Raw genomic sequence first — 19,625 nt, 5'->3', positions numbered from 1 at the left:
TCCCAAACACCCGGCTTTCTTGCTGCCCTAACGTTTAAAGCGTCAGGCTTTTTGGCGCTTTTCCACAATGCGGATCGCTTGGGCAACGGCGGCGTCTATACTCAAGGATGACGTATCAAGCAAGGTCGCGTCCTCTGCGGCCCGCATGGGCGCATCGGCCCGGCCGGCGTCGCGGCGGTCCCGTTCTAGGGTCTGGGCGAGCATGTCGTCATAGCTCAGCATCTCGCCGCGGGCGCGCAATTCTTCCCAGCGTCGCCGGGCCCGGGTCTCGGCATCGGCGGTCACATAGAGCTTCACCTCGGCGTCCGGACAGATCACCGTGCCGATATCGCGTCCGTCCAGGATCGCGCCACCCGGCTGGTTGGCAAAACTGCGTTGCAGCTCGAACAGGGCCTCCCGGACCTGCGGGATGGAGGCGACCTTGGATGCCATCGCGCCGGCCTCGGCGGTGCGGATCCGGTCGGCGTCGATCCGGTTGATGTTCAGATTGCGCGCCAGCTTGGCGCAGGCTTCGACATCGGCCGGGTCGGTCCGGGTATCCATCACGGCCAGTCCGGTCGCCCGGTAGAGCGTGCCGGTGTCCAGATGTGGCAGGCCGAAGCGCGCCGCCAGGGCCCGGGCGATCGTGCCCTTGCCGGAAGCGAGAGGACCATCGACGGCGATGATCATCTCACACCGGCTCCAGTACGGCACCGAGCGTGCGCATGTGATCAAAGAAGTCCGGATAGCTGGTCGCGATCATGGCGACATCATCCACGGACGCGCCCGCGCGCGAGGCCAGGCCCAGGACCAGGCCGCTCATCGCCAGCCGGTGGTCGTGATGGGTGGCGGTCTGCCCGCCGCCCTCGACGCCCTTCAGGCCGGCGCCATGAACCGTAAGGCTGTCTTCACCGGCCTCGACCCGGACACCGCTGGCGGCGAGCAGGGCCGCGGTTCCGGCCAGACGGTCGCTTTCCTTGGCGCGCAGCTCTTCCAGGCCCGGCATGAAGGTCGTGCCCTCCGCGAAGGCCGCCGCCACGGACAGGATCGGATATTCGTCGATCATCGCCGGTGCGCGCTCGGCGGGGACTTCGATTCCCTTGAGCGCCGAAGTGCGCGCCGTGATCGTCATGGTTTTCTCGCCGGCCATGTCCGGTCCCGGCGTGAGGGTGAGATCGGCGCCCATTTCCTGCAGCGTCGTGAACAGGCCGGTGCGGGCCGGATTGTCCATCACACCGGTCAGCGTAACCTCACTGTCCGGGATGATCAGCGCCGCCACCAGGGCAAAGGCCGAGGAAGACGGATCACCCGGTACATCGACCGGGCAGGCGGTGAGGATTTGCGGGCCTGTCAGGCGGATCGTCGAGGCCGGGCCGTCACGGGCCACATCGATCTCGGCGCCGAAGGCCTTCAGCATGGTCTCGGTATGGTCCCGCGTGATCTGCGGTTCGTGGACCCGGGTCTCGCCCTGTGCACCCAGCCCGGCGAGCAGGATGGCGGACTTCACCTGGGCCGAGGCGACCGGCGGCGTGTAGTCGATCCCGTGCAGGCGGGACGGTTCCAGATGCGCGGGCAGGCGGCCATCTGTGGTCTCGAATTGCGCGCCCATGGCGCCCAGCGGGTCCGTCACGCGGCGCATGGGGCGGGAGGACAGGCTGGCATCGCCGATGAAATCCGCGCCGACACCGGCGCCGGCCACGACACCCATGACCAGGCGCACCCCGGTTCCGGCATTGCCGAAATCCAGCGCGACGGCGGGCGTGGAGAATTGGCCGGCGCAGCCGGTGACCTGCCAGGCGCCCGGTCCGGTGCGCTCGACCTTGGCACCGAGGGCGGCCATCGCCTTGCCGGTATTGAGCACGTCCTCGCTTTCCAGCAGGCCGGAAATGCGCGTTTCACCCCTGGCCAGGGCGCCGAAGATGAAAGCGCGGTGGGAGACGGATTTGTCGCCTGGCGCGGCCAGACGACCGGACAGGCCATCAGCCGGGCGAGCCTGCATGGGGCCGCGCGGACCGGAAGAAGTTTCGCTCATGAACGGAAAAGCAAGGTTTGAGGTGACATGACGGCGATGAGGTTTTGACAGAGCGCGGTGATCGTGGCAACGGGTGCCGCCGAAATTCGAAACATGGTTGTGAAGGGAAGTCATGGCCAAGCCTGAACTGGGAACCAAGCGCACTTGCCCGAGCTGTGCGGCTAAATTCTACGATCTGGGCCGCCGCCCCGCGCGCTGTCCGAAATGCGAAACCGAGTTTGATCCGGAACTCGAGGATCCGCGCCTGAAAGCCAAGGCGCCGGAACCCGAGGAAGAGGAAGCTCCGAAGAAACAGCCGGATACGTCCGATGATGACGGCTATGGCGACGAGGACGACGATACGCCGGAAGTCGACGCCGAAGCGGATCGCATCCCGGATGACGATGATGATGACGACGACGAGAATTCCTCGGGTCTGAGCGATGATCTGCCGGACGGTTTCGAGGAAGACGATGTCGACGATGATTCGGACAATGATGACGACACGTCGGTTCTGCTCGATGATGAGGAAGACGAGGATTTCGGCGACTTCAGTATCGAGAAGGATGAGGACCTCTGAGGCATCTGCAGGCTGCTGCACAAAGGGCGCAAAAGAGGCTTGATCCCGGCAAATTCCGGGACTAGTTTCCGCGCTCCTCGCCGGGGCCCAAGCCGGTGACACAAGTTTCGGGGCCATAGCTCAGTTGGGAGAGCGCTTGAATGGCATTCAAGAGGTCGGCGGTTCGATTCCGCCTGGCTCCACCAAGTCAAAACCCCGCCGGTTCCGGCGGGGTTTTTTCTTATTCGAATTGCGCCAGCAGGGTCTCGGTCCGGGTTCGGGCCGCTGCGAGGGTTTCCGGCGGCAGGCTGGCATCGAGGCTTTCCAGACTCTCTGCGGCTTCCGCATCGCCGAAGGTGGCCGCCACGCCATACCAGGCGCGGGCTTCGACCGGGTCGGCGTCACCCGCAACGCCATCCAGAAGGGCATCGGCCAGGGCGAGCATGGCGAGCGTGTCGCCCGCTTCACTGCCCAGGCGCCAATGCTCCAGAGCCGCACCCGGATCGGTGTCGCGGCCCAGGCCTTCCATGGCGGCTATGCCCAGAAGGTAGTGCGCGTCCGTGAGATAGGGATCGAGGGCGATGGCGGTCTCGGCCAGGTCCACGGCGCGGACGGCGTCGGCATCCGCTTCGGACCCGAAGAAAAGGGCGTCGGCCTGGGCCAGGCGCGCCAGGGCGCCGAAGCCGGGATCATCGGCCAGAGCCTCCAGGATGATGAAGGCCGCGTCACGCTCACCGTCATAATCATAGAGTAGCAGCTCGGCGAGGGCGTAGCCGGCGGCCGGGTCCCCGGCCTGCCAGGCCAGTTCGAAAAAGGCGCGGGCCCGGTCCGGGTCGGCCTCGGTGCCGATCCCGTCCAGATAGATCTGGCCGAGCATGTAATTGGCATGGGCGAGGTCCGCATCGGCGGCCCGGGTCAGCCAGTAGCGGCCGGTGTCAAAGTCGGGAGTGCCGGTCTCGGGAAAGGTCAGTTCATAGCCATAGTCGAAGGCGGCTTCGGCATCGCCGGCCTCGGCCGCGCTGCGCAGGCTGGCGATATCGGTCTGTGCGGACAGGGTGCCGGCGCTCAGGGCCAGGCTGAGGGCGCACAGGGTTGCACGCATCATGACAGGGTCTCCCGCTTGCATGTCTTGGCAGGAGAAGAACAGGCAGCAGCTGAACGCGGCATGACCGCCGCATTCAGCGCTTCTGTCTGACGTCAGACGGCTGGGATATCAGGCCGCATCGCTGGCCGGTTCCCCGGCCAGGACGGCATGTATCGCGTCGGCATCGGGAGCCGCACGCAGGCGTTGGCGGACATCCTCGCGGCGCAGCAGGCGGGACACGCGTGCCAGGGCCTTGAGGTGTTCCGCACCAGCATCCTCGGGCGCGATCAGCATGAAGATCAGGTCCGCAGGACGACCGTCGATCGATTCGAAATCCACCGGTGAGCGCAGGCGTGCGAACACGCCGACGACTTCATCGACCCCGGCAAGCCGGGCATGGGGAATGGCCACGCCCTGGCCGACACCGGTCGAGCCGAGACGTTCCCGTTGAAGCACGGCATCAAAGATGTCGCGGGGCGCCAGGCCGGTCAGGTCTGCCGCGATGTCGGACATCGCCTGCAGGGCCTGTTTGCGGCTGGATGCACCCAGATCAACGGCCACACCCCCATTGGGGATCAAATCAGATAACGCCATTGTACGACTTCTCGTTCCTAGGCCGACTTTGCTGCGTCTGCCCGGCTGGGATCCAGCCAGCCGATATGGCCGTCCGGACGCCGGTAGACGATGTTGAGACCGCCGTTCGCCGCATTGCGGAACATCAGGAAGGGCGAGTCTGCCGCATCCAGTTCCAGCGACGCCATGCCGACCGTCAGGGTCCGCACTTCGCCGGGGCGTTCTGCAATCACGATCGGCTCCGGAGCGCCGTCAGACGGCGCGTCCATATCGTCATCATAATCATCATCAAGGCCATTATCGGGCGAGCCCTGAAGCACGAAGATCGGCATGGACTCGGCCGGAAGCTCGGCCTTGTTGGTGTTGTGGTGGTTCTTCAGTTTCCGTTTGTAGCGGCGGAGTCGCTTCTCAAGGCGCTCCATGGTGTCGACCGCTGCCTTGTAGGCATCATCGGCAGAGCCGTGAGCCTGCAGCATGGCACCCGAAGGCAGGTGCAGCGAACAATCGACGCGAAAGCCGACGCCTTCGCGCGAGATCGAGACATAAGCCTCGCCCTGGCGATTGAAATATTTGGTCACCCCGTCTTCGACGCGTCCGAGAATCTGTTCCCGCAGCGCGTCACTGACGTCGATGCCCTTGTTGACCACCTGTATTTGCATGCGCTCCTTCCCGCCGGCCATACACCGGCACGTGAGGCGTTGACGTGTGGTTGCCGCCCCGATCCGGAAAAGCGGGCGGAACCTAGTCGCGGGTCACGGTTGGAGTCAATTGCAAGCTGGCTCCGATGACCGTCGCACCGCGACGGCGGCGGACCGGATCCGCCGAGGCGCCATTTGCAAGCTTTCCCTAGCCAGCGCGTTTCAGAATTCGACGACGCTGGACCGAGGAAGGGATGTTGAGCGCCTCCCGGTATTTGGCCACAGTCCGGCGGGCAATTTCAATCCCTTCATCCCGCAAATGCTCCACCAATTTGTCATCGGAGAGCACTTCGTCCGCCGACTCCTGCCCGATCATGCTCTTGATCCGGTAGCGGACGGCTTCTGCGGAATGGGATTCGCCGCCGCCGGCTGACGGGATGGCGGAGGTGAAGAAATATTTCAGCTCGAACATGCCGCGCGGCGTGGCGACATACTTGTTCGAGGTCACCCGGCTCACCGTGGATTCGTGCATGCCGATGGCATCGGCCACGGTCTTCAGGTTGAGCGGGCGCAGATAGGCGACGCCATGGGCCAGGAACATGTCCTGCTGGCGCACGATCTCGCTGGCGACCTTGAGGATGGTGCGGGCACGCTGGTCCAGGCTCTTCACCAGCCAGGACGCGTTCTGGGAACACTCCGTGATGAAGGTCTTGTCGCTCTCGGAGCGGGCCACGGCCACGATTTCATTAAAATACGTGTTGTTCACCAGCACGCGCGGCAGGGTGTCCGTGTTCAGTTCCACCTGCCACGCCCCGTCCGGAGACTGGCGGATGAAGACATCCGGCTCCACGGCGCGGGTGGTGTCGGAGGTGAAGGCGAGGCCCGGCTTGGGTGTCAGGTCGCGGATTTCCGCGATCATCTCGTCCAGATCCTCATTGTCCACACCGCACAGGGATTTCAGGGCGCTGTAGTCATGGCGGGCCAGGCGATCGAGATTGTCCAGCAGGGCGGCTATGGCCGGGTCCAGACGGTCTTTCTCTTTCAGCTGCAGGGCCAGGCATTCCGGCAGGTCCCGGGCCATCACGCCGGACGGGTCAAAGGTCTGGGTCAGCTGCAGGACACGCTCGATCCGGCTGCGCTCGACACCCAGCTGGCCGGCCACTTCGTCGAGGTCGGCGCGCATATAGCCGTCATCATCGGTCAGATCGATCAGATGGGCGCCGATCAGCTTGTCGACCGGATCGGCCGTCGCCGTGGCGAGCTGTTCGTGCAGGTGTTCGGACAGGGAGATGTCACGCGAGGAATTGGCAATGGCATCATAGTCTTCGCTGACTGCCCCGGAGCCGCCGCCCGAACCGGGCGAGGACCACTGGCTGCTGGCGCCCATGGCTTCGCCGGGGGCGGCTTCGACACCGGCCAGGTCCGATTTGGAGTCGTCGCCGTGCAGCATGTCCGAATCGGCATCGAGCGAATCGCTGGCATCGCTGGACGGCGCGGCGAGTTCCAGCTCGCGCGGTTCACCTTCACCCTCTTCGCGCAGCGATTCGGTGGATGATTCGCGCTCATCCCGTTCAAGCAGCGGATTGCGTTCCAGTTCGCCTTCGACGAACTCGGCAAGCTCGATATTCGAGAGCTGCAACAGCTTGATGGCTTGTTGGAGCTGGGGCGTCATCACCAGGGACTGGCCCTGGCGCATATCCAGCTTCTGCATCAATCCGGCCATGTGAACCTCTGTTTGGTACGTTTCCTGCAGAGGTTAATCAGCCAAAACTTTCTCCGAGATAAACGCGACGCACGTCCGGGTCGGCCCGGATCTCCGCCGGAGAGCCCTCGAACAGAACTTCACCCTCGTGGATGATCGTCGCTCTGTCAGTGATTTCAAGGGTTTCTCGGACGTTGTGGTCGGTAATCAGAATGCCGATCCCGCGCTCTTTCAGGAAGCGGATCAGGTCACGAATATCGGCGATGGCCAGCGGGTCGATCCCGGCGAAGGGCTCATCCAGCAGCATGAAGGAGGGGCGGGTCGCCAGGGCGCGGGCAATCTCCACCCGCCGGCGCTCACCGCCCGACAGGGACGGGGCCGGTGCATCGCGCAAATGGGAAATGCGAAGTTCTTCAAGCAGTTGGTCGACCAACTCGTGGCGCGCCTTGCGGTTTTTCTCGACCACTTCCGCGACGGCCAGGATGTTCTGGGCCACCGTCATGCCGTGAAAGATCGATTTTTCCTGCGGCAGGTAACCGATTCCCAGACGGGCCCGCTGATACATGGGCAGGCGGGTGATATCTTCGCCATCCAGCAGGATGCGGCCGTAATCGACCTCCACCAGACCGGTGATCATATAAAAACACGTGGTCTTGCCGGCGCCGTTCGGACCGAGCAGGCCGGCGACCTCGCCACGCTGCAGGGAAACGGACACACCCTTCACGACCGGGCGCTTGCCATAGGCCTTGCCGATCTGTTCGACGACCAGGCCCGGGCGGGCCGGTGCGGCATCAGTGTCTTGCGACAGGGTTTCTTGGAGGGCCATGGGGTCCGATCAGCCAGGGTTAGCGGTTGGACGGGCTGTCGGAGCCCTCGGTGGTGTCATCATCCTGCCGGGTTTGGAGCACGGCGCGGACGCGGCCGCCTTCGCCTGATTCCCAGCTGGAATTCCCGGTCGCCAGATTGGTCACGAACCGGGTGGCCGTGATGACATTGTCACCCTGATTGATGACGACATCACCCGTGAGAACGATGGTTTCCGTGGCGAGGGTATAGACACCCTGCTGGCCGCGGGCCCGCTGGGTCGGCGTGATGTAATAGACGTCTTCGGTCGCGACGATGCGGTCGATATCGCCCCAGCTGCCGGCGCCGCTGCCTCCGGTCCCATTGCCGGTATAGTAGACGTCGATCTGCTGGGCCCGGATCGAGGACGTGCCCTGGATCGCGTTGACATTGCCGCGCCAGATGATGCGGCGTTCCGCATCCAGAACGTCGACATGATCGGCCTCGATATCGAGCGGGAGACTGGAATTGCCGATCTGGGCATGGGCCGAACCCAGCCCGGCCAGCATCAGAACGAGACCCGTCAGGATTTGCCGCATCATTGGTTTTCCTCTCTGGGTGCCGTTTCAGCCGGCACCGGCGCTGTCCGGTCCTGAATCAGGCGGGCCCGGACGTTGCCCTCAAATACAATATGATCACCGCCGTCGCGAATCTCATAGCGATCGGCGCGGATGGTGCCCATCGGACCGGTTCCCTGCACCGGTTCCTCGCCGGTCACCCGTTCCTCGCGCAAGTGGATGCGCGCATGGTTGGAGGCGAAGCTGTAGCCCTCCGGTGTGGAAAGGTTGACGCTGGAATGCAGGTCCAGGGTCCGGTTGGGCAGGTCGTAGAACCCGGTCTCGGCCAGGACGCGCGAGGAATCGCCGGCCAGGAAATCGTAATCCAGCCGCGGCCGCTCCAGCTCGGTCACGCCGGGCGCACTGCCTTCGCGGCGAATGGCCACGTCGGCCGTAATCGCATAGGGCGTCAGGCTCTCATCCCGTCCGGTAAAGCGCGGATTCGTCATCCGGCCTTCGCTGGACGCGGTCTGGGGATCGCCTTCAGTCGGTCCCAGACTACCCATCACCAACTGGAAGGTTAGCAGGATCAGAATGCCGATGGCGCCGGCCATGAAGACCAGGCGCAGCCAGCGCACAAAAGCCGTCCGCCGCCGGGCCACATCCAGCGCCAGGGCACGGCGCGGCTCCCAGCTCCCGTGATGGGTGGGCTGCAGGGCTTCCAGGCCGGGAGTGGCAGTGACGCTCATGTCGAGATCTGGGCTGGTGGCGGCCTGCCGATGGCAGGCAAACGGTCAGGACAACTGACCCGGCTTTGCAGGCCTTTTCAAGGCAGACGGCTCAGGAATGGGCAAAAATGTCGGTTTCCGGCCAGCCGGCCAGGTCAAGCCGGGCGCGGGTCGGCAGGAAGTCGAAGCAGGACCGGGCCAGCTCCATCCGGTTTTCCCGTTCCAGCATGGCGGTCAGGCGATCCCGCAGGGCATGCAAGTGCAGCACGTCCGAGGCCGCATATTCCAGCTGGGCCTGGGAGAGCTCGTCGGCGCCCCAGTCGGAGCTCTGCTGTTGCTTGTCCATATTGATGCCGAGCAGTTCGCGGGTGACGTCCTTGAGGCCGTGGCGGTCGGTATAGGTGCGGCACAGTTTGGACGCGATCTTGGTGCAGAAGACCGGCGCCAGCGTGACACCGAGATATTTCTCCACCATCGCCACGTCGAAGCGGGCGAAGTGCAGAATCTTCTCGACCTTGGGGTCGGAGAGGAGGGCTTTCAGGTTCGGGCAGTCATAGCTGGACCGGTCCATCTGGACGACATGCGCATCGCCATCGCCCGACGAGAGCTGGACGACACACAGCATGTCGCGTGTCAGGGACAGGCCCAGGGTTTCCGTATCGACGGCAACTGCATCGCCAAAATCGATCCCGGCGGGCAAGTCGCCCTTGTAAGAGTGCACTGTCATCTCGTCCGTCCTTCCAGTCAGGCGTGCGTCCTAGCGCCGTGCGGCGGCGGGCGCAATGGCGTCCAGCTTGTCCGACACGCTGGTGCGGTCATCCCGGTTGAGGAATTGTGGCGGTGAAACCTCCGGCGCAGGGTTGCCGGCGATCACCGCATCCAGAAGCTGCGTGACGGCCTGGCCGTCTTCGGTCTGTTGCCAGGCGGCGCGGCGGTCCCGGATGGCGTCGGCGCTCGCCGGCGCTGTCTGCGGGGTCAGGCGCACACCGAAAGGCGCCAGGTCGAACGGACCGGTATCCCGGACCTGCCGCATCCGTTCCAGCATGTCCGCGCCGACATGGGGCAGATAGTGCGATGGCTCATAGAAGGCCGGATGAGCTTCGGTCTGGTCTGCCGCCGGAGCCGGCTGGCTGGCGAAGGGCTGAAAGCCGGAGAAATCCCAGAGCACGGCACTGCCGCCCGGCGTGCAGGCCGATACGGGCTCGCGGTCGGCATGGCGCTCAAACAGGGCGGCCAGCTCGGCGCGGAAGGCCAGATAGTCCTCGCCCCGTCCGGCGCGCCACATGGCTTCCTCACGCCAGGCATGAAGCGGGTGGATGAAGCCGGTGACCTGCACGCCATTGGCTGTCAGCCGGTCGAGCAGGCTTTCGAACAGGGCGAGCCGTTCCGGGTCGAAATTATAGCCCAGATACCAGCGATAGATGCCGCGCGTGCCGTTTTCATAGCGCTCGCGCTGGGCGCCGGCCGGATAGGTGTCGGCCCAGGGGACCCGCGGCTCCCCGCCGGTCAGATTGTCGGCAATCATCTGCACCGAGGCCCCGAACGTGTTGGGCGACAGGGCGACCCGGGCCAGGGAGAAAAGCCGGTTGCCATCGGTCAGGGCCGACAGCCAATAGGTCGCCTTGGCCTTGGAGTGCGTGCCGAATTCGTCGAGGTCCAGTCCGATGACCACGCATTGCAGGACGGGGCTTTCCGCCGCGAGGGCCGCCGCCTGGGTGAGTTCGAAGATATTCGTGCCGCGCATGCCGGCATTGTAGAGCCCGCCCGGCCAGTTCTCCGCTTCGCTGGGGAAGCCGTCCACCGTGCGCGAGGAGCCCAGAATGATGGAGCGGTCCTCGCCGCGCGCCAGGCGGTCGGCGACATGGACGCGGCCGCCATCCTCGAGCAGGCGGGTGTCGCGGCCGGTCAGGCCGGGAATGTCCGGGGCACCGGTGATCCCGAATGGATCGACCACGGTGTTGAAGCCGGCGAACAGGATGAGGCTGGCGAACAGGGTGGCCAGCAATGTCGAGGCGTAGCGCGGCATCCCGGTCTCCCTAGAAGGTGTAATAGATGAATTCGGACGTCTTCCAGGCGTTCAGCACGGACAGGAAGAGCAGCAGGGCGGCGCAGATCGACATGGCGCGGGTGAAGCGCCAGCGCAGGCCGGGCTTCGGCTTGATCTGGGCGTCCTTGAGGGTCTGCTCGTCGATCACATCGGAGAAGAGTTCCGGTGTGTCGGGCAGGGACCAGACGATGGCCAGGCCGAAAATGATCCAGGCCACGGCTTCCGTGGCAACGCCTTCCAGACCCCAGCCGGAAAAGCCGAACATGCCGGCCAGGATGCGCCCGGCCCCGCTCCAGCTTTCGGCGCGGAAGAACACCCAGGCAATCGTCGTGAAGGCGAAGGTCAGGCCGATCGCCAGGATGCGGCGATGGCCATCGAACCAGCCCTTCGGGCCCCATTTGTTCCAGTAATGGTTCACGGTCAGGCCCAGCCCGTGCAGTCCGCCCCAGATCACGAAGGTCCAGGCGGCCCCGTGCCAGAGTCCGCCCAGCAGCATGGTCGTCATCAGATTGATCGAGCGCCGGGTTTCGCCATGCCGGTTGCCGCCCAGCGGGATGTAGAGATGGTCGCGCAGGAAGTGGCTCAGCGTGATGTGCCAGCGGCGCCAGAACTCCACCACCGAGGCCGACTTGTACGGTCCGTTGAAATTCACCGGCAAGCGGAAGCCCAGGCAGCGGGCCAGGCCCAGCGCCATGTCGGAATAGCCGGAGAAGTCGAAGAAGATCTGCAGCGCATAGGCGATAGCGCCGACCCAAGCGGCGACCAGGCCGGGCGTGTCGCCCCGCTCGGCCATGGCGAACAGGGAGGAGGCATAGGGTTCGATGCTCTCGGCGATCAGGACTTTCTTGGCCAGGCCGATCGCGAACAGGGAGAAGCCGACGCCCAGATTGTCCCAGATATCATCCTTGCGGGTGGTGTCATTGAACTGGGAGGCGATCTGGTGGTGCTGGATCAGCGGTCCGGCCACGATGTGCGGGAAGAAGCTGACGAAAAGGGCGTGGGCGAAGAAGCGTCCCGGATCGGTCTTCCGGCGCGCGACATCCACCAGATAGGAGATCTGCTGGAAGGAGAAGAAGGAGATGGCCAGGGGCAGGCCCAGACCCAGTTCCGGAATGGCCAGGCCGGTCAGCGCATTGATGTTGGAGGCCAGGAAGTCGGCATATTTGAAGAAGCCGAGCAGGGAGAGATTGAAGATGATCCCGATCGCCAGCAGGGGCTGATTGCCCCAGCGCCGCATCAGGCGCGCAATCACATGGTTGGTGATCACCGAGATCAGCAAGAGCAACACATGGCGGATGAACCAGAGCGTCCGGATCACGCTCTCTCCGTTCAGCCCGGTCAGTTCATGCCAGGGTGCCCGGGATACGTCCCACCAGGCGTAGAAGAAGAAGCTCGCTCCGGCGAGCAGGGACAGGGCCGTCCAGTGCGAGATGTAGCGCCGCGCCAGATAGTAGGCGAGCAGCACAGCCGGCAGGAAAAGAAACAGGAATTCGAAGGAATTGAAGATCATGCCAGCGCCGCGCCCCGAGTGGTCATGACGCTAGCGGGCCGGGTCGGGAGCGGCAAGGCGGGGCTGCACGCGGCTGACGCTGTGGAAAAGTCCTGCCGTTTTGTGACAATCAGGTGTCATTTTCGGAATTGTTAATCGGAAATTACTACGAAAATTTCCGCACTCGTCGCCAAAAGTCACGCAGTTATTAAAGCATAGAAGCCATTGCGCGAAATCACGAAACGTCCGTGTACGGACTTTACAGGCGTTTTGAAAGCTGTAACATTAGTGTCATACAACTTGTTCCAATGAATTTCTCGCAGGAGGAGAAGTCATGAAAAAACAAACCATGATGATCGCAGCTTCCCTCGCTGGCGCCCTGGCCCTGGTCGGCACGACCACTGCGCAATCGCCGCAATCGGGTGAAGCCTTCGTTCTTGAAATGCTCGGCCAGCGCGGCTGGGAAGTGTCCTGCCGCCTGAACCAGGATGATGGCGATGTCATCGAATCCCGGGAACGCGGTCGTGGCCTGCACGATAATGGCCGTTTCGCCGTGGCCGATGTCACGGGCGGCCTGTGCTCCTATTCCGTGCCGGAGCGTGGCGAGCTGCGCCTGACCGTTTCGGTCGAGCACACCAGCTTTGCCTGTCCCTTCCCGGTGGATGAGGCCGGTTTCTGCCGCGCCTATCTGCGCCCGGGGGATGAAGGCAGCTTCCAGATCACCCGCCGCGGCTCTGCCTCGGTGGCCCAGGCCGGAACCCGCTAAGGTTCCGTCTGACCGCAGACCCCCAACCTGTACGAAGCACATGCAGGTCAAAGAACGCCCGGCAGGCAAACCTGCCGGGCGTTGTTGTGTGCGGGAGGGGCCGGCGTCCGCGCCGAATTGCCCCATGTGACAATCCGTGACTGGTGAGGTGCGGTGGCTGCACCTAGTTTGCAGCGGCAAGGAGATCCGCCATGGAATTTGATGCCCTGCTCCTGTCGCGGTTGCAGTTCGCCTTCGTCGTTGCCTTCCACATCCTGTTTCCGTCTTTCACGATCGGCTTGGCGGCCTTTCTGGCGGTTTGCGAAGGGTTGTGGCTGAAGACCGGGAGGGATGTCTTCCGGCGGCTCTATCTCCACTGGGTCAAGATCTTCGCGCTCGCCTTCGCCATGGGCGTCGTCTCTGGCGTCGTCATGTCCTACCAGTTCGGTACGAATTGGAGCGTCTTCTCCGAGCGGACAGGCAGCGTCATGGGTCCCTTGCTGGGCTATGAAGTGCTGACGGCCTTCTTCCTGGAGGCCACCTTCCTGGGCGTCATGCTGTTCGGCTGGAGCCGGGTCGGCAACAAGCTGCACTTCATCGCCACCTGCGCCGTTGCCATCGGCACCACGATCTCGGCCTTCTGGATCCTGTCGGCCAATTCCTGGATGCAGACGCCGGCGGGGTTCGCGATGGACCCCGATACCGGAAATTTCTACGCCACGGACTGGCTGGCCGTGATCTTCAATCCGAGTTTTCCCAGCCGCTTCGTCCACATGCTTCTGGCCGCCTATATCACCACCGCCGCCGTCGTCCTGGCGGCCGGGGCCTGGCAGGTCCTGCGCGGGCGCGGATCGGAACCGACCCGCTGGCAGATGCGCATGGCGGCCGGCACGCTGGCCCTGCTCCTGCCGCTGCAAATCTGGGCCGGTCACTGGTCGGGCGAGGTCGCGCATCATCACCAGCCGGCCAAGATCGCCGCAATGGAAGGCTGGTGCGAGACCGCCGAGGTCCAGCCGACCCTCCTTCTGGCCTGGCCTTCCGATGGAGACTGTGGCCGCGATGCGATCGGCATTCCGGGCACGAGCCGTTTCCTCTTCGCCACCGATGAACCGCTGCAGGGCATGGCGGCTTTCGCCGAGACAGAGCGTCCGCCCTTCTGGATCGTGTTCTGGAGCTTCCGGCTCATGGTCGGAGCCGGACTGGCCCTGCTGGTCCTCGGCCTGTGGGGCCTGGTCCTTTGGTGGCGCAAGCGTCTCGACCAGCCCGGACTGTATCATTGGCTGGCCGTGCCGGGCGGCGCGCTGGGCTTCCTGGCGGTCGTCACGGGCTGGATCACGGCGGAGGTCGGGCGTCAGCCCTATACGGTCTATGGCGTGCTGCGGACGGCTGACAGTGTGGCGCCGGTCGAGGCCGGCCAGGTCGCCTTTTCCCTGCTCGTCTTCATGATCGTCTACGCCATCATCTTCACCGCCGGCGTGATCTACATGGCGCGGATTGCGGCCCGCGGTTTCGGGGATCAACCACCAGTTGTCCGGCGCCGGGCGCCGGGCTCCCCGCTCGCAGCGGTGGATGATCCCGCCGAAATGCCGGACGGCACCCAAGAAGGGGAGGGCGCATGATGCTGGATCTGCCACTCATCTGGGCCCTCATCCTGGCCATCGGCGTCATGCTCTATGTCATCCTGGACGGGTTCGACCTGGGCGTTGGCACCCTGACCAGCCGGGCGCGGTCCGACGAGGAACGCAATATGATGACCGCCACGGTCGAGCCGGTCTGGGACGGTAATGAGACCTGGCTGATCATCGGTGGCGGCGGCCTGTTCGCGGCCTTTCCGACCGCCTATGCCATCCTGATGCCGGCCTTCTACCTGCCGGTCCTGATGATGCTGGCCGCGCTGATCTTCCGCGGTGTGGCTTTCGAATTCCGGCACAAGGCCGTGCGCCCTCTGACCCGCCGCTTCTGGAATGGCGCCTTTTTCGGCGGCTCACTGGCGGCCGCCCTGTCCCAGGGGCTCATGCTGGGGGCTTTTGTCCAGGGCGTGGCGGTCGAGGATGGCGCCTTTGCCGGTGGGCCCTTCGACTGGCTGACACCGTTCAGCCTGCTCGTCGCGGTGTCCGTGGCCGTGGGCTATGTCCTGCTGGGCGCCTGCTGGCTCTATCTCAAGACCGAAGGCCCGCTGCAGGAACGCGCGCGGGGCTGGGCGCGGCTGTCCCTGGTCGTGCTGGCGGCCTGCTTCTTTGCCGTCAGCCTGGCCACCCTGTCCGTGAATGAGCAGGTTGTCCTGCGCTGGGGCTTCTCGATGACGCATATCGATCCGGGCACCCTGTTGCCGCTGCTGCCCGTACCGCTTGCCGGCATGGTCCTGGTGGGCCTGCTCTGGCGCATGCTGTCGCGCAGTCCGGCAGACCGGTCGGGTGGTGATTGGTGGCCTTACCTGCTCGCCGTCGGAATTTTCCTGTCGGGCTATCTGGGGCTGGCGATCAGCCTCCTGCCTTTCATCGTGCCCTATCAGGTCACGATCCATGAGGCGGCCGCGCGGGACAATGCGCTGGGCTTCATGCTGGTCGGTGCGGTCATCATGCTGCCGGTCATCCTGGCCTATACGGCCTATGTCTACCGGCTGTTCTGGGGCAAGGTTCAGCCCGGGGACGGGTATCATGACTAAACCGACCTGGCGCGACTGGCTGGAACCGGCCGGCCCGGCCGAGCCCGATGCATCACGCCCAGGGTCCGTGCGTCAGTGGCTCTGGTTTGCGGGTCTGGCTGTGGCGGGTGCCGGGGTCGTGGCGGTGACCGCCTACGCGCTGCGCGGCCTTTTGCTCCTGGCGCAGTAGCCTGGCTCCCGATCAGGCAAGCAAAAACCCCGCTGCCGGACCGGGAGCGGGGTTCTTTGTGCGTTGAAATGATCCGTCGCCGGGTGCGAATGACTAGTCCGCGCCGTGATTGATCGAGGCGATGATCCCGTCCACTTCCGCGGACAGGGCATCGTAATAGTGCAGTTCCGGCGCCATGAAGAGGACCACGTCAAGCTGGTCGTCATGCGGCAGGGTGGCCACATCGCCGCGCACGCGCAGACCGTTTTGCCAGACACCGGTCAGGGCGAAGCGCAGGCCGCGCTGGTCGTCCAGGTCCACCGGACGGATGTCGGCCGCTTCGACGTCGTGATAACCGATCATTTCCAGGCTGGACGTGACGAATTCGATGACTTCGAACTCGCTGGCGCCCTCCGAATAGATCGGCATTTCGACACCCCGGCGCGGCCGGACCAGGGAGCCTTCATCCGGGATGGACACCAGGTGGACCCGGTTCAGCAGGACACCATCCTGGGTAATGAACTCACCCGTCGTGTCGGCATTGATCTGCGACGGCCAGCGCGACCAGTCACGTTCCAGGGTGACCGAGAAGTCGCCTTCGGTTTCCAGAATGCCGGCCGGTGCGGTTTGCGGGACGACGGCGCAGGCGCTGACGCTGATCGCGGCGAGGGCGAGAGCAAGATACTGTTTCATGAGGATGTCCCCGTAAGGTCAATGATCAGGCTTTCGATCAGGGCGCGATCACGCGCGTCCGGTGCCCGGTCGAGATAGGATTGAAAAGCTGCGGCGGCGTCGGCATGGCGGCCGGCCTGGCGATGGATTTCCGCCATCGAACGCCAGACATCTGCCGGCGCGTCGTCATGGGTGGCGGCCGTCTGGAAGGTTTCCAGCGCCTCCTCGGTGTCGCCCTCATCGCCCCGAAGGACCAGGACACGGCCCCGGGCGTTCAGCAGGACGCCGAGATCGGTGCCTTGTTCGCTGAGGCGGTCGATGAGGACCAGGGTGGCACCGTGGTCCTGACGAACGACATGGTCGGCCAGCCAGGTGTGCAGATGCGGACGGATGAGGGCGCGATAGCTGGCCTGATCCTGTTCCGGGCTTGGCAGGGTTTCGGCCTGGGCCGTGAGGTCCTCGATGCGGCGTTCGATATGGGGGTGGGTGCCGAGTATGCCGCCGCCCCGCCGGTTCCGCACCGCATCCAGGTCGGATGCGCTCAACTCGGCCAGGAAGTGACTCCAGATCTCAGCCCCCGCTGTCGCCGAGTAACCGGCAGCGACCGCATAATCGAGACCCTTTGAATCGGCTTCACTTTCCTGGTCCTGCGAAAAATTGGCGGCACCGGAATAGGCCGCCAGGGAGGTCAATGACGTGAAGGCGCCTCCCCCGGCCGCGGCCAGTGCACTGCCCAGGATGGACGAGGTGATGTTGGCATTGCGGATCGCGGCATGGCGTTCCAGGAAATGGTTTTCCTCGAAATGCACGAATTCGTGCCCGAGCACGAAGGCCAGTTCATCAACGGTTTCGGCCCGGATCAGCAGGCCGGTATTCACAACCGCCATGCCATTGGGGGCCATGGACGCGTTGAAGTCCGGTGTATCCACCACATAGAGGCGCAGGTCGGCGCAAAACGGGCCGGAAATCTCGCAGATCAGGCCGTGGACGAACGCGTTGAGCGCCGGGTCCTCGACGGTCCGCCCGGACGCCCGCAGGCGTTCCTCGGCCTGGTCCGTCTGGTACCAGAGACTGGCTTCGGTGGTGGACAGGTCCATGGGGCGATCGCCGACCACCCGCGCTTCCATGTTCGTGGAGGCACACGCGCTCAGGCTGATGGCGAACCCGGCGGCTGCGCCCAGTGTCATCAATCGACGGATCATGGTGCGGCCCTATTCGAGCGGCAGGTCGCGCAGGATGCGGGAAATGATTCCGGCAGACTCGTTCAGGTCCCGCGGATCCCCCATGACAACCGAATTGCGCTCCAGAATGTCACCGCTCTCCAGATCGATCACCGTGCCGGTCGTGGCGCGGATGTTCTGGGACGGCGGCGTATAGCCGGTCGCGGTCCCGATCATGACCTGGGTGAGGAAAACGCCGCCACTCTCGATCTGGGAATAGTGGTCCACGAAAATCGCGCGGTCGACATCATAGGCTTCGGCCAGGAGCGAGGCGGTCTGGCCCAGCGTGATCTCCTGGTTGGCCCGGAAGCCGCCCTTGTGCGGCATCACACTGTCCGCGGAAATCGCCACCAGTTCATACAGGAGCAGGAGTTGCTCGAGTGCATCATCCTGTTCGGCTTCGGTGTCGAACAGCACGGTGTCATAGCCCGCCGTGCCGACCTGGTCGTCCATGTGAGACCAGAGGTTTTCCGTGGCCGCTGCCGTCCAGTCTGCCCGCAGTTCAGCTCCGCCGGTGGTGATGAAGATCACCTGGGCATTCGGCTCCATGATCAGATAACGGGCCGGATCGGCCGGTGCCTCGGTGTCTTCGGCCAATGCCTGACCAGACACACCCATCCCCAACGCGCCCATGAGCGCGGCACAGAAAAAACGACGCATGAAAAACCCCAAATAATCTCGTCCCTTGACGACAAGGTTGGGGCGGTCTGCGCGGCAAGGCAAGAGTTAAGTTGATTCACATGCAGGCGCACGCTGGGCGCGATATGCAACTTGACTGCAATGTCGGAGAAATGGTGCCCAGGAGAAGACTCGAACTTCCACGCCCATACGGGCACTAGCACCTGAAGCTAGCGCGTCTACCAATTCCGCCACCTGGGCAGGTGTCAGGAGCGCGGTGTCTAAAGCTGAGCCGGGCCCGTGTCAACGGGCGGTTTGCACGGGGCACTGCATATTTCACACCCCGGTCCGGCGGGGTGAGGCGCAATGCCTGATGGACATGCCCGCGCTTTTTTGGAATATCCGGGCCCAACACGGGATTCCCAGAGGGACAGCCATGCTGCGAGACGACATCATCACCGTATTCGGTGGCTCCGGTTTCATCGGTCGCCACATTGTCCGGGCCCTGGCGAAAGCCGGCTATCGAGTCCGGGTGGCTTCACGTCGTCCGCACTTGGCCCAGGATCTTCGTGTGATGGGCGTGGTCGGGCAGGTCCAGCTGGTCCAGGCCAATCTGCGTGTGGCTGCCTCGGTCGAGCGCGCGCTGGAAGGCGCCTCCGGTGTGGTCAATCTGGTCGGCATTCTCAATGAGAGCGGCCGTCAGACGTTCTCGCGTCTGCATGCCCTGGGTGCCAAGACGGTTGCGGAAGCGGCGGCTTCGGCCAGGATTTCCCGCGTCATCCAGATGTCGGCGATCGGCGCCGATGCCGATAGCGCGTCCCAGTACGCCCGGTCCAAAGCCGAAGGCGAGGCTGCGGTGAAAGCGGCCGTGCCGACCGCGACCATTTTGCGCCCCTCCATCGTGTTCGGAACCGATGACGCCTTCTTCAACCGGTTCGCCGACATGGCGCGTTTCGCGCCGGCCCTGCCGCTCTTCGGTGGCGGCAAGACGAAATTCCAGCCGGTCTTTGCCGGCGATGTGGCCGAAGCCGTGGTCGCGGCGCTGGAAACACCGGAAGCCCAGGGCGAGACCTATGAGCTGGGCGGGCCGGGCGTTTACACCTTTGCCGAGCTGATGCGTTTCATTCTCGACGAGATCGATCGTCCGCGCTTCCTGCTGCCGCTGCCCTGGCAGATCGGTTCCGTGATCGCCATGATGTCGGAACTCGCGGCCATCCTGCCCTTCGTGCAGCCGATGCTGACCCGCGACCAGCTGATCCAGCTCAAATCGGACAATGTCGTGGCCGAAGGGGCCAAGACGCTCGCCGATCTGGGTGTGCAGGCCGAAACCGTGGACAGTATCGTACCGAATTATCTGGTCCGCTATCGCCGTTACGGCCAGTTCCACGAGCGCGAGGTCTAGGCCTC

General features: G+C 64.4%; 21 protein-coding genes and 2 tRNA genes. 7 read left to right on the top strand and 16 right to left on the bottom strand.

Annotation, left to right across the window (positions count from 1 at the left end; all coding sequences use genetic code 11):
* Nucleotides 1–42: 42 nt before the first annotated feature.
* Both cmk and aroA read right to left on the bottom strand, forming a co-directional pair.
* Nucleotides 43–669, bottom strand: a complete 627-nt coding sequence (cmk, locus tag FCS99_RS12205; RefSeq protein WP_138512931.1) for a (d)CMP kinase — start codon at nt 667–669, stop codon at nt 43–45.
* Nucleotide 670: 1 nt separating this feature from the next.
* Nucleotides 671–2,011 (bottom strand): 3-phosphoshikimate 1-carboxyvinyltransferase, encoded by a 1,341-nt coding sequence (gene aroA, locus FCS99_RS12200; protein ID WP_138512929.1) that lies wholly within the window; start codon nt 2,009–2,011, stop codon nt 671–673.
* A gap of 112 nt (nt 2,012–2,123) precedes the next feature.
* Here aroA and FCS99_RS12195 point away from each other — a divergent pair, with 112 nt between their 5' ends.
* The gene (locus FCS99_RS12195; RefSeq protein WP_138512927.1) at nt 2,124–2,570 is read left to right on the top strand and encodes a TIGR02300 family protein; all 447 of its coding nucleotides are present in this window, start codon (nt 2,124–2,126) and stop codon (nt 2,568–2,570) included.
* Nucleotides 2,571–2,679: 109 nt separating this feature from the next.
* A tRNA-Ala gene (locus FCS99_RS12190) sits at nt 2,680–2,755 on the top strand.
* Nucleotides 2,756–2,790: 35 nt separating this feature from the next.
* On the opposite strand, the gene FCS99_RS12185 is transcribed toward FCS99_RS12190, so the two are convergent.
* The 10 genes from FCS99_RS12185 to FCS99_RS12140 form a co-directional block, all read right to left on the bottom strand.
* Nucleotides 2,791–3,654: a tetratricopeptide repeat protein gene (locus tag FCS99_RS12185; RefSeq protein WP_171036361.1), complete on the bottom strand. Its 864-nt coding sequence runs from the start codon at nt 3,652–3,654 to the stop codon at nt 2,791–2,793.
* 108 nt (nt 3,655–3,762) lie between these two features.
* A complete protein-coding gene (gene ptsN / locus FCS99_RS12180) occupies nt 3,763–4,227 on the bottom strand; it encodes a PTS IIA-like nitrogen regulatory protein PtsN (protein WP_138512923.1) in 465 nt (154 codons plus the stop codon).
* Nucleotides 4,228–4,244: 17 nt separating this feature from the next.
* Nucleotides 4,245–4,865, bottom strand: a complete 621-nt coding sequence (gene hpf / locus FCS99_RS12175) for a ribosome hibernation-promoting factor, HPF/YfiA family (RefSeq protein WP_138512921.1) — start codon at nt 4,863–4,865, stop codon at nt 4,245–4,247.
* 187 nt (nt 4,866–5,052) lie between these two features.
* On the bottom strand, nt 5,053–6,567 hold the full coding sequence (gene rpoN, locus FCS99_RS12170) for an RNA polymerase factor sigma-54 (RefSeq protein ID WP_138512919.1): 1,515 nt from the start codon (nt 6,565–6,567) through the stop codon (nt 5,053–5,055).
* Nucleotides 6,568–6,604: 37 nt separating this feature from the next.
* Nucleotides 6,605–7,372 carry an LPS export ABC transporter ATP-binding protein gene (gene lptB, locus FCS99_RS12165; RefSeq protein ID WP_138512917.1) on the bottom strand — a complete coding sequence of 256 codons (768 nt, stop codon included), beginning with the start codon at nt 7,370–7,372 and terminating at the stop codon, nt 6,605–6,607.
* 19 nt (nt 7,373–7,391) lie between these two features.
* A complete protein-coding gene (locus FCS99_RS12160; protein ID WP_138512915.1) occupies nt 7,392–7,931 on the bottom strand; it encodes an LptA/OstA family protein in 540 nt (179 codons plus the stop codon).
* Entirely contained in the window at nt 7,928–8,635 is a 708-nt protein-coding gene (lptC, locus tag FCS99_RS12155) for an LPS export ABC transporter periplasmic protein LptC (RefSeq protein ID WP_138512913.1), read from the bottom strand. Before lptC ends, FCS99_RS12160 begins: the two co-directional genes overlap by 4 nt.
* Nucleotides 8,636–8,726: 91 nt before the next feature.
* Nucleotides 8,727–9,341 carry a ribonuclease D gene (locus FCS99_RS12150; protein ID WP_138512911.1) on the bottom strand — a complete coding sequence of 205 codons (615 nt, stop codon included), beginning with the start codon at nt 9,339–9,341 and terminating at the stop codon, nt 8,727–8,729.
* Nucleotides 9,342–9,371: 30 nt separating this feature from the next.
* Nucleotides 9,372–10,640 (bottom strand): hypothetical protein, encoded by a 1,269-nt coding sequence (locus FCS99_RS12145; protein WP_138512909.1) that lies wholly within the window; start codon nt 10,638–10,640, stop codon nt 9,372–9,374.
* Between the two features lie 10 nt (nt 10,641–10,650).
* Entirely contained in the window at nt 10,651–12,171 is a 1,521-nt protein-coding gene (locus FCS99_RS12140) for an MBOAT family O-acyltransferase (protein WP_138512907.1), read from the bottom strand.
* A 313-nt stretch (nt 12,172–12,484) separates the two neighbouring features.
* On the opposite strand from FCS99_RS12140, the gene FCS99_RS12135 reads away from it, so the two are divergent.
* The 4 genes from FCS99_RS12135 to FCS99_RS16135 all read left to right on the top strand — a co-directional run bounded on the left by FCS99_RS12135 (nt 12,485) and on the right by FCS99_RS16135 (nt 15,729).
* Nucleotides 12,485–12,916, top strand: a complete 432-nt coding sequence (locus tag FCS99_RS12135) for a hypothetical protein (protein ID WP_138512905.1) — start codon at nt 12,485–12,487, stop codon at nt 12,914–12,916.
* Between the two features lie 191 nt (nt 12,917–13,107).
* Nucleotides 13,108–14,514 carry a cytochrome ubiquinol oxidase subunit I gene (locus FCS99_RS12130; protein WP_138512903.1) on the top strand — a complete coding sequence of 469 codons (1,407 nt, stop codon included), beginning with the start codon at nt 13,108–13,110 and terminating at the stop codon, nt 14,512–14,514.
* Nucleotides 14,511–15,560 carry a cytochrome d ubiquinol oxidase subunit II gene (cydB, locus tag FCS99_RS12125; RefSeq protein WP_138512901.1) on the top strand — a complete coding sequence of 350 codons (1,050 nt, stop codon included), beginning with the start codon at nt 14,511–14,513 and terminating at the stop codon, nt 15,558–15,560. The genes FCS99_RS12130 and cydB overlap by 4 nt, the downstream gene beginning before the upstream one ends.
* Nucleotides 15,553–15,729, top strand: a complete 177-nt coding sequence (locus FCS99_RS16135; RefSeq protein WP_171036360.1) for a hypothetical protein — start codon at nt 15,553–15,555, stop codon at nt 15,727–15,729. The genes cydB and FCS99_RS16135 overlap by 8 nt, the downstream gene beginning before the upstream one ends.
* Before the next feature lie 93 nt (nt 15,730–15,822).
* Here the strand turns inward: FCS99_RS16135 and FCS99_RS12120 are convergent, their stop codons facing one another.
* The 4 genes from FCS99_RS12120 to FCS99_RS12105 form a co-directional block, all read right to left on the bottom strand.
* On the bottom strand, nt 15,823–16,401 hold the full coding sequence (locus FCS99_RS12120) for a hypothetical protein (RefSeq protein WP_138512899.1): 579 nt from the start codon (nt 16,399–16,401) through the stop codon (nt 15,823–15,825).
* The gene (locus FCS99_RS12115) at nt 16,398–17,582 is read right to left on the bottom strand and encodes a M48 family metallopeptidase (protein WP_138512897.1); all 1,185 of its coding nucleotides are present in this window, start codon (nt 17,580–17,582) and stop codon (nt 16,398–16,400) included. The genes FCS99_RS12120 and FCS99_RS12115 overlap by 4 nt, the downstream gene beginning before the upstream one ends.
* 9 nt (nt 17,583–17,591) lie before the next feature.
* Nucleotides 17,592–18,260: a hypothetical protein gene (locus FCS99_RS12110; protein WP_138512895.1), complete on the bottom strand. Its 669-nt coding sequence runs from the start codon at nt 18,258–18,260 to the stop codon at nt 17,592–17,594.
* A 132-nt stretch (nt 18,261–18,392) separates the two neighbouring features.
* Nucleotides 18,393–18,479: transfer RNA gene (locus FCS99_RS12105), tRNA-Leu, on the bottom strand.
* Between the two features lie 175 nt (nt 18,480–18,654).
* On the opposite strand from FCS99_RS12105, the gene FCS99_RS12100 reads away from it, so the two are divergent.
* The gene (locus FCS99_RS12100) at nt 18,655–19,620 is read left to right on the top strand and encodes a complex I NDUFA9 subunit family protein (RefSeq protein ID WP_138512893.1); all 966 of its coding nucleotides are present in this window, start codon (nt 18,655–18,657) and stop codon (nt 19,618–19,620) included.
* Nucleotides 19,621–19,625 lie beyond the last annotated feature (5 nt).

This window comes from Maricaulis alexandrii (assembly GCF_005871165.1).
In the GTDB taxonomy this organism is placed as follows: Bacteria; Pseudomonadota; Alphaproteobacteria; order Caulobacterales; family Maricaulaceae; genus Maricaulis; species Maricaulis alexandrii.
Note: the sequence above shows the minus strand (reverse complement) of the source record. Positions and strands in the feature narration are given on the sequence as shown.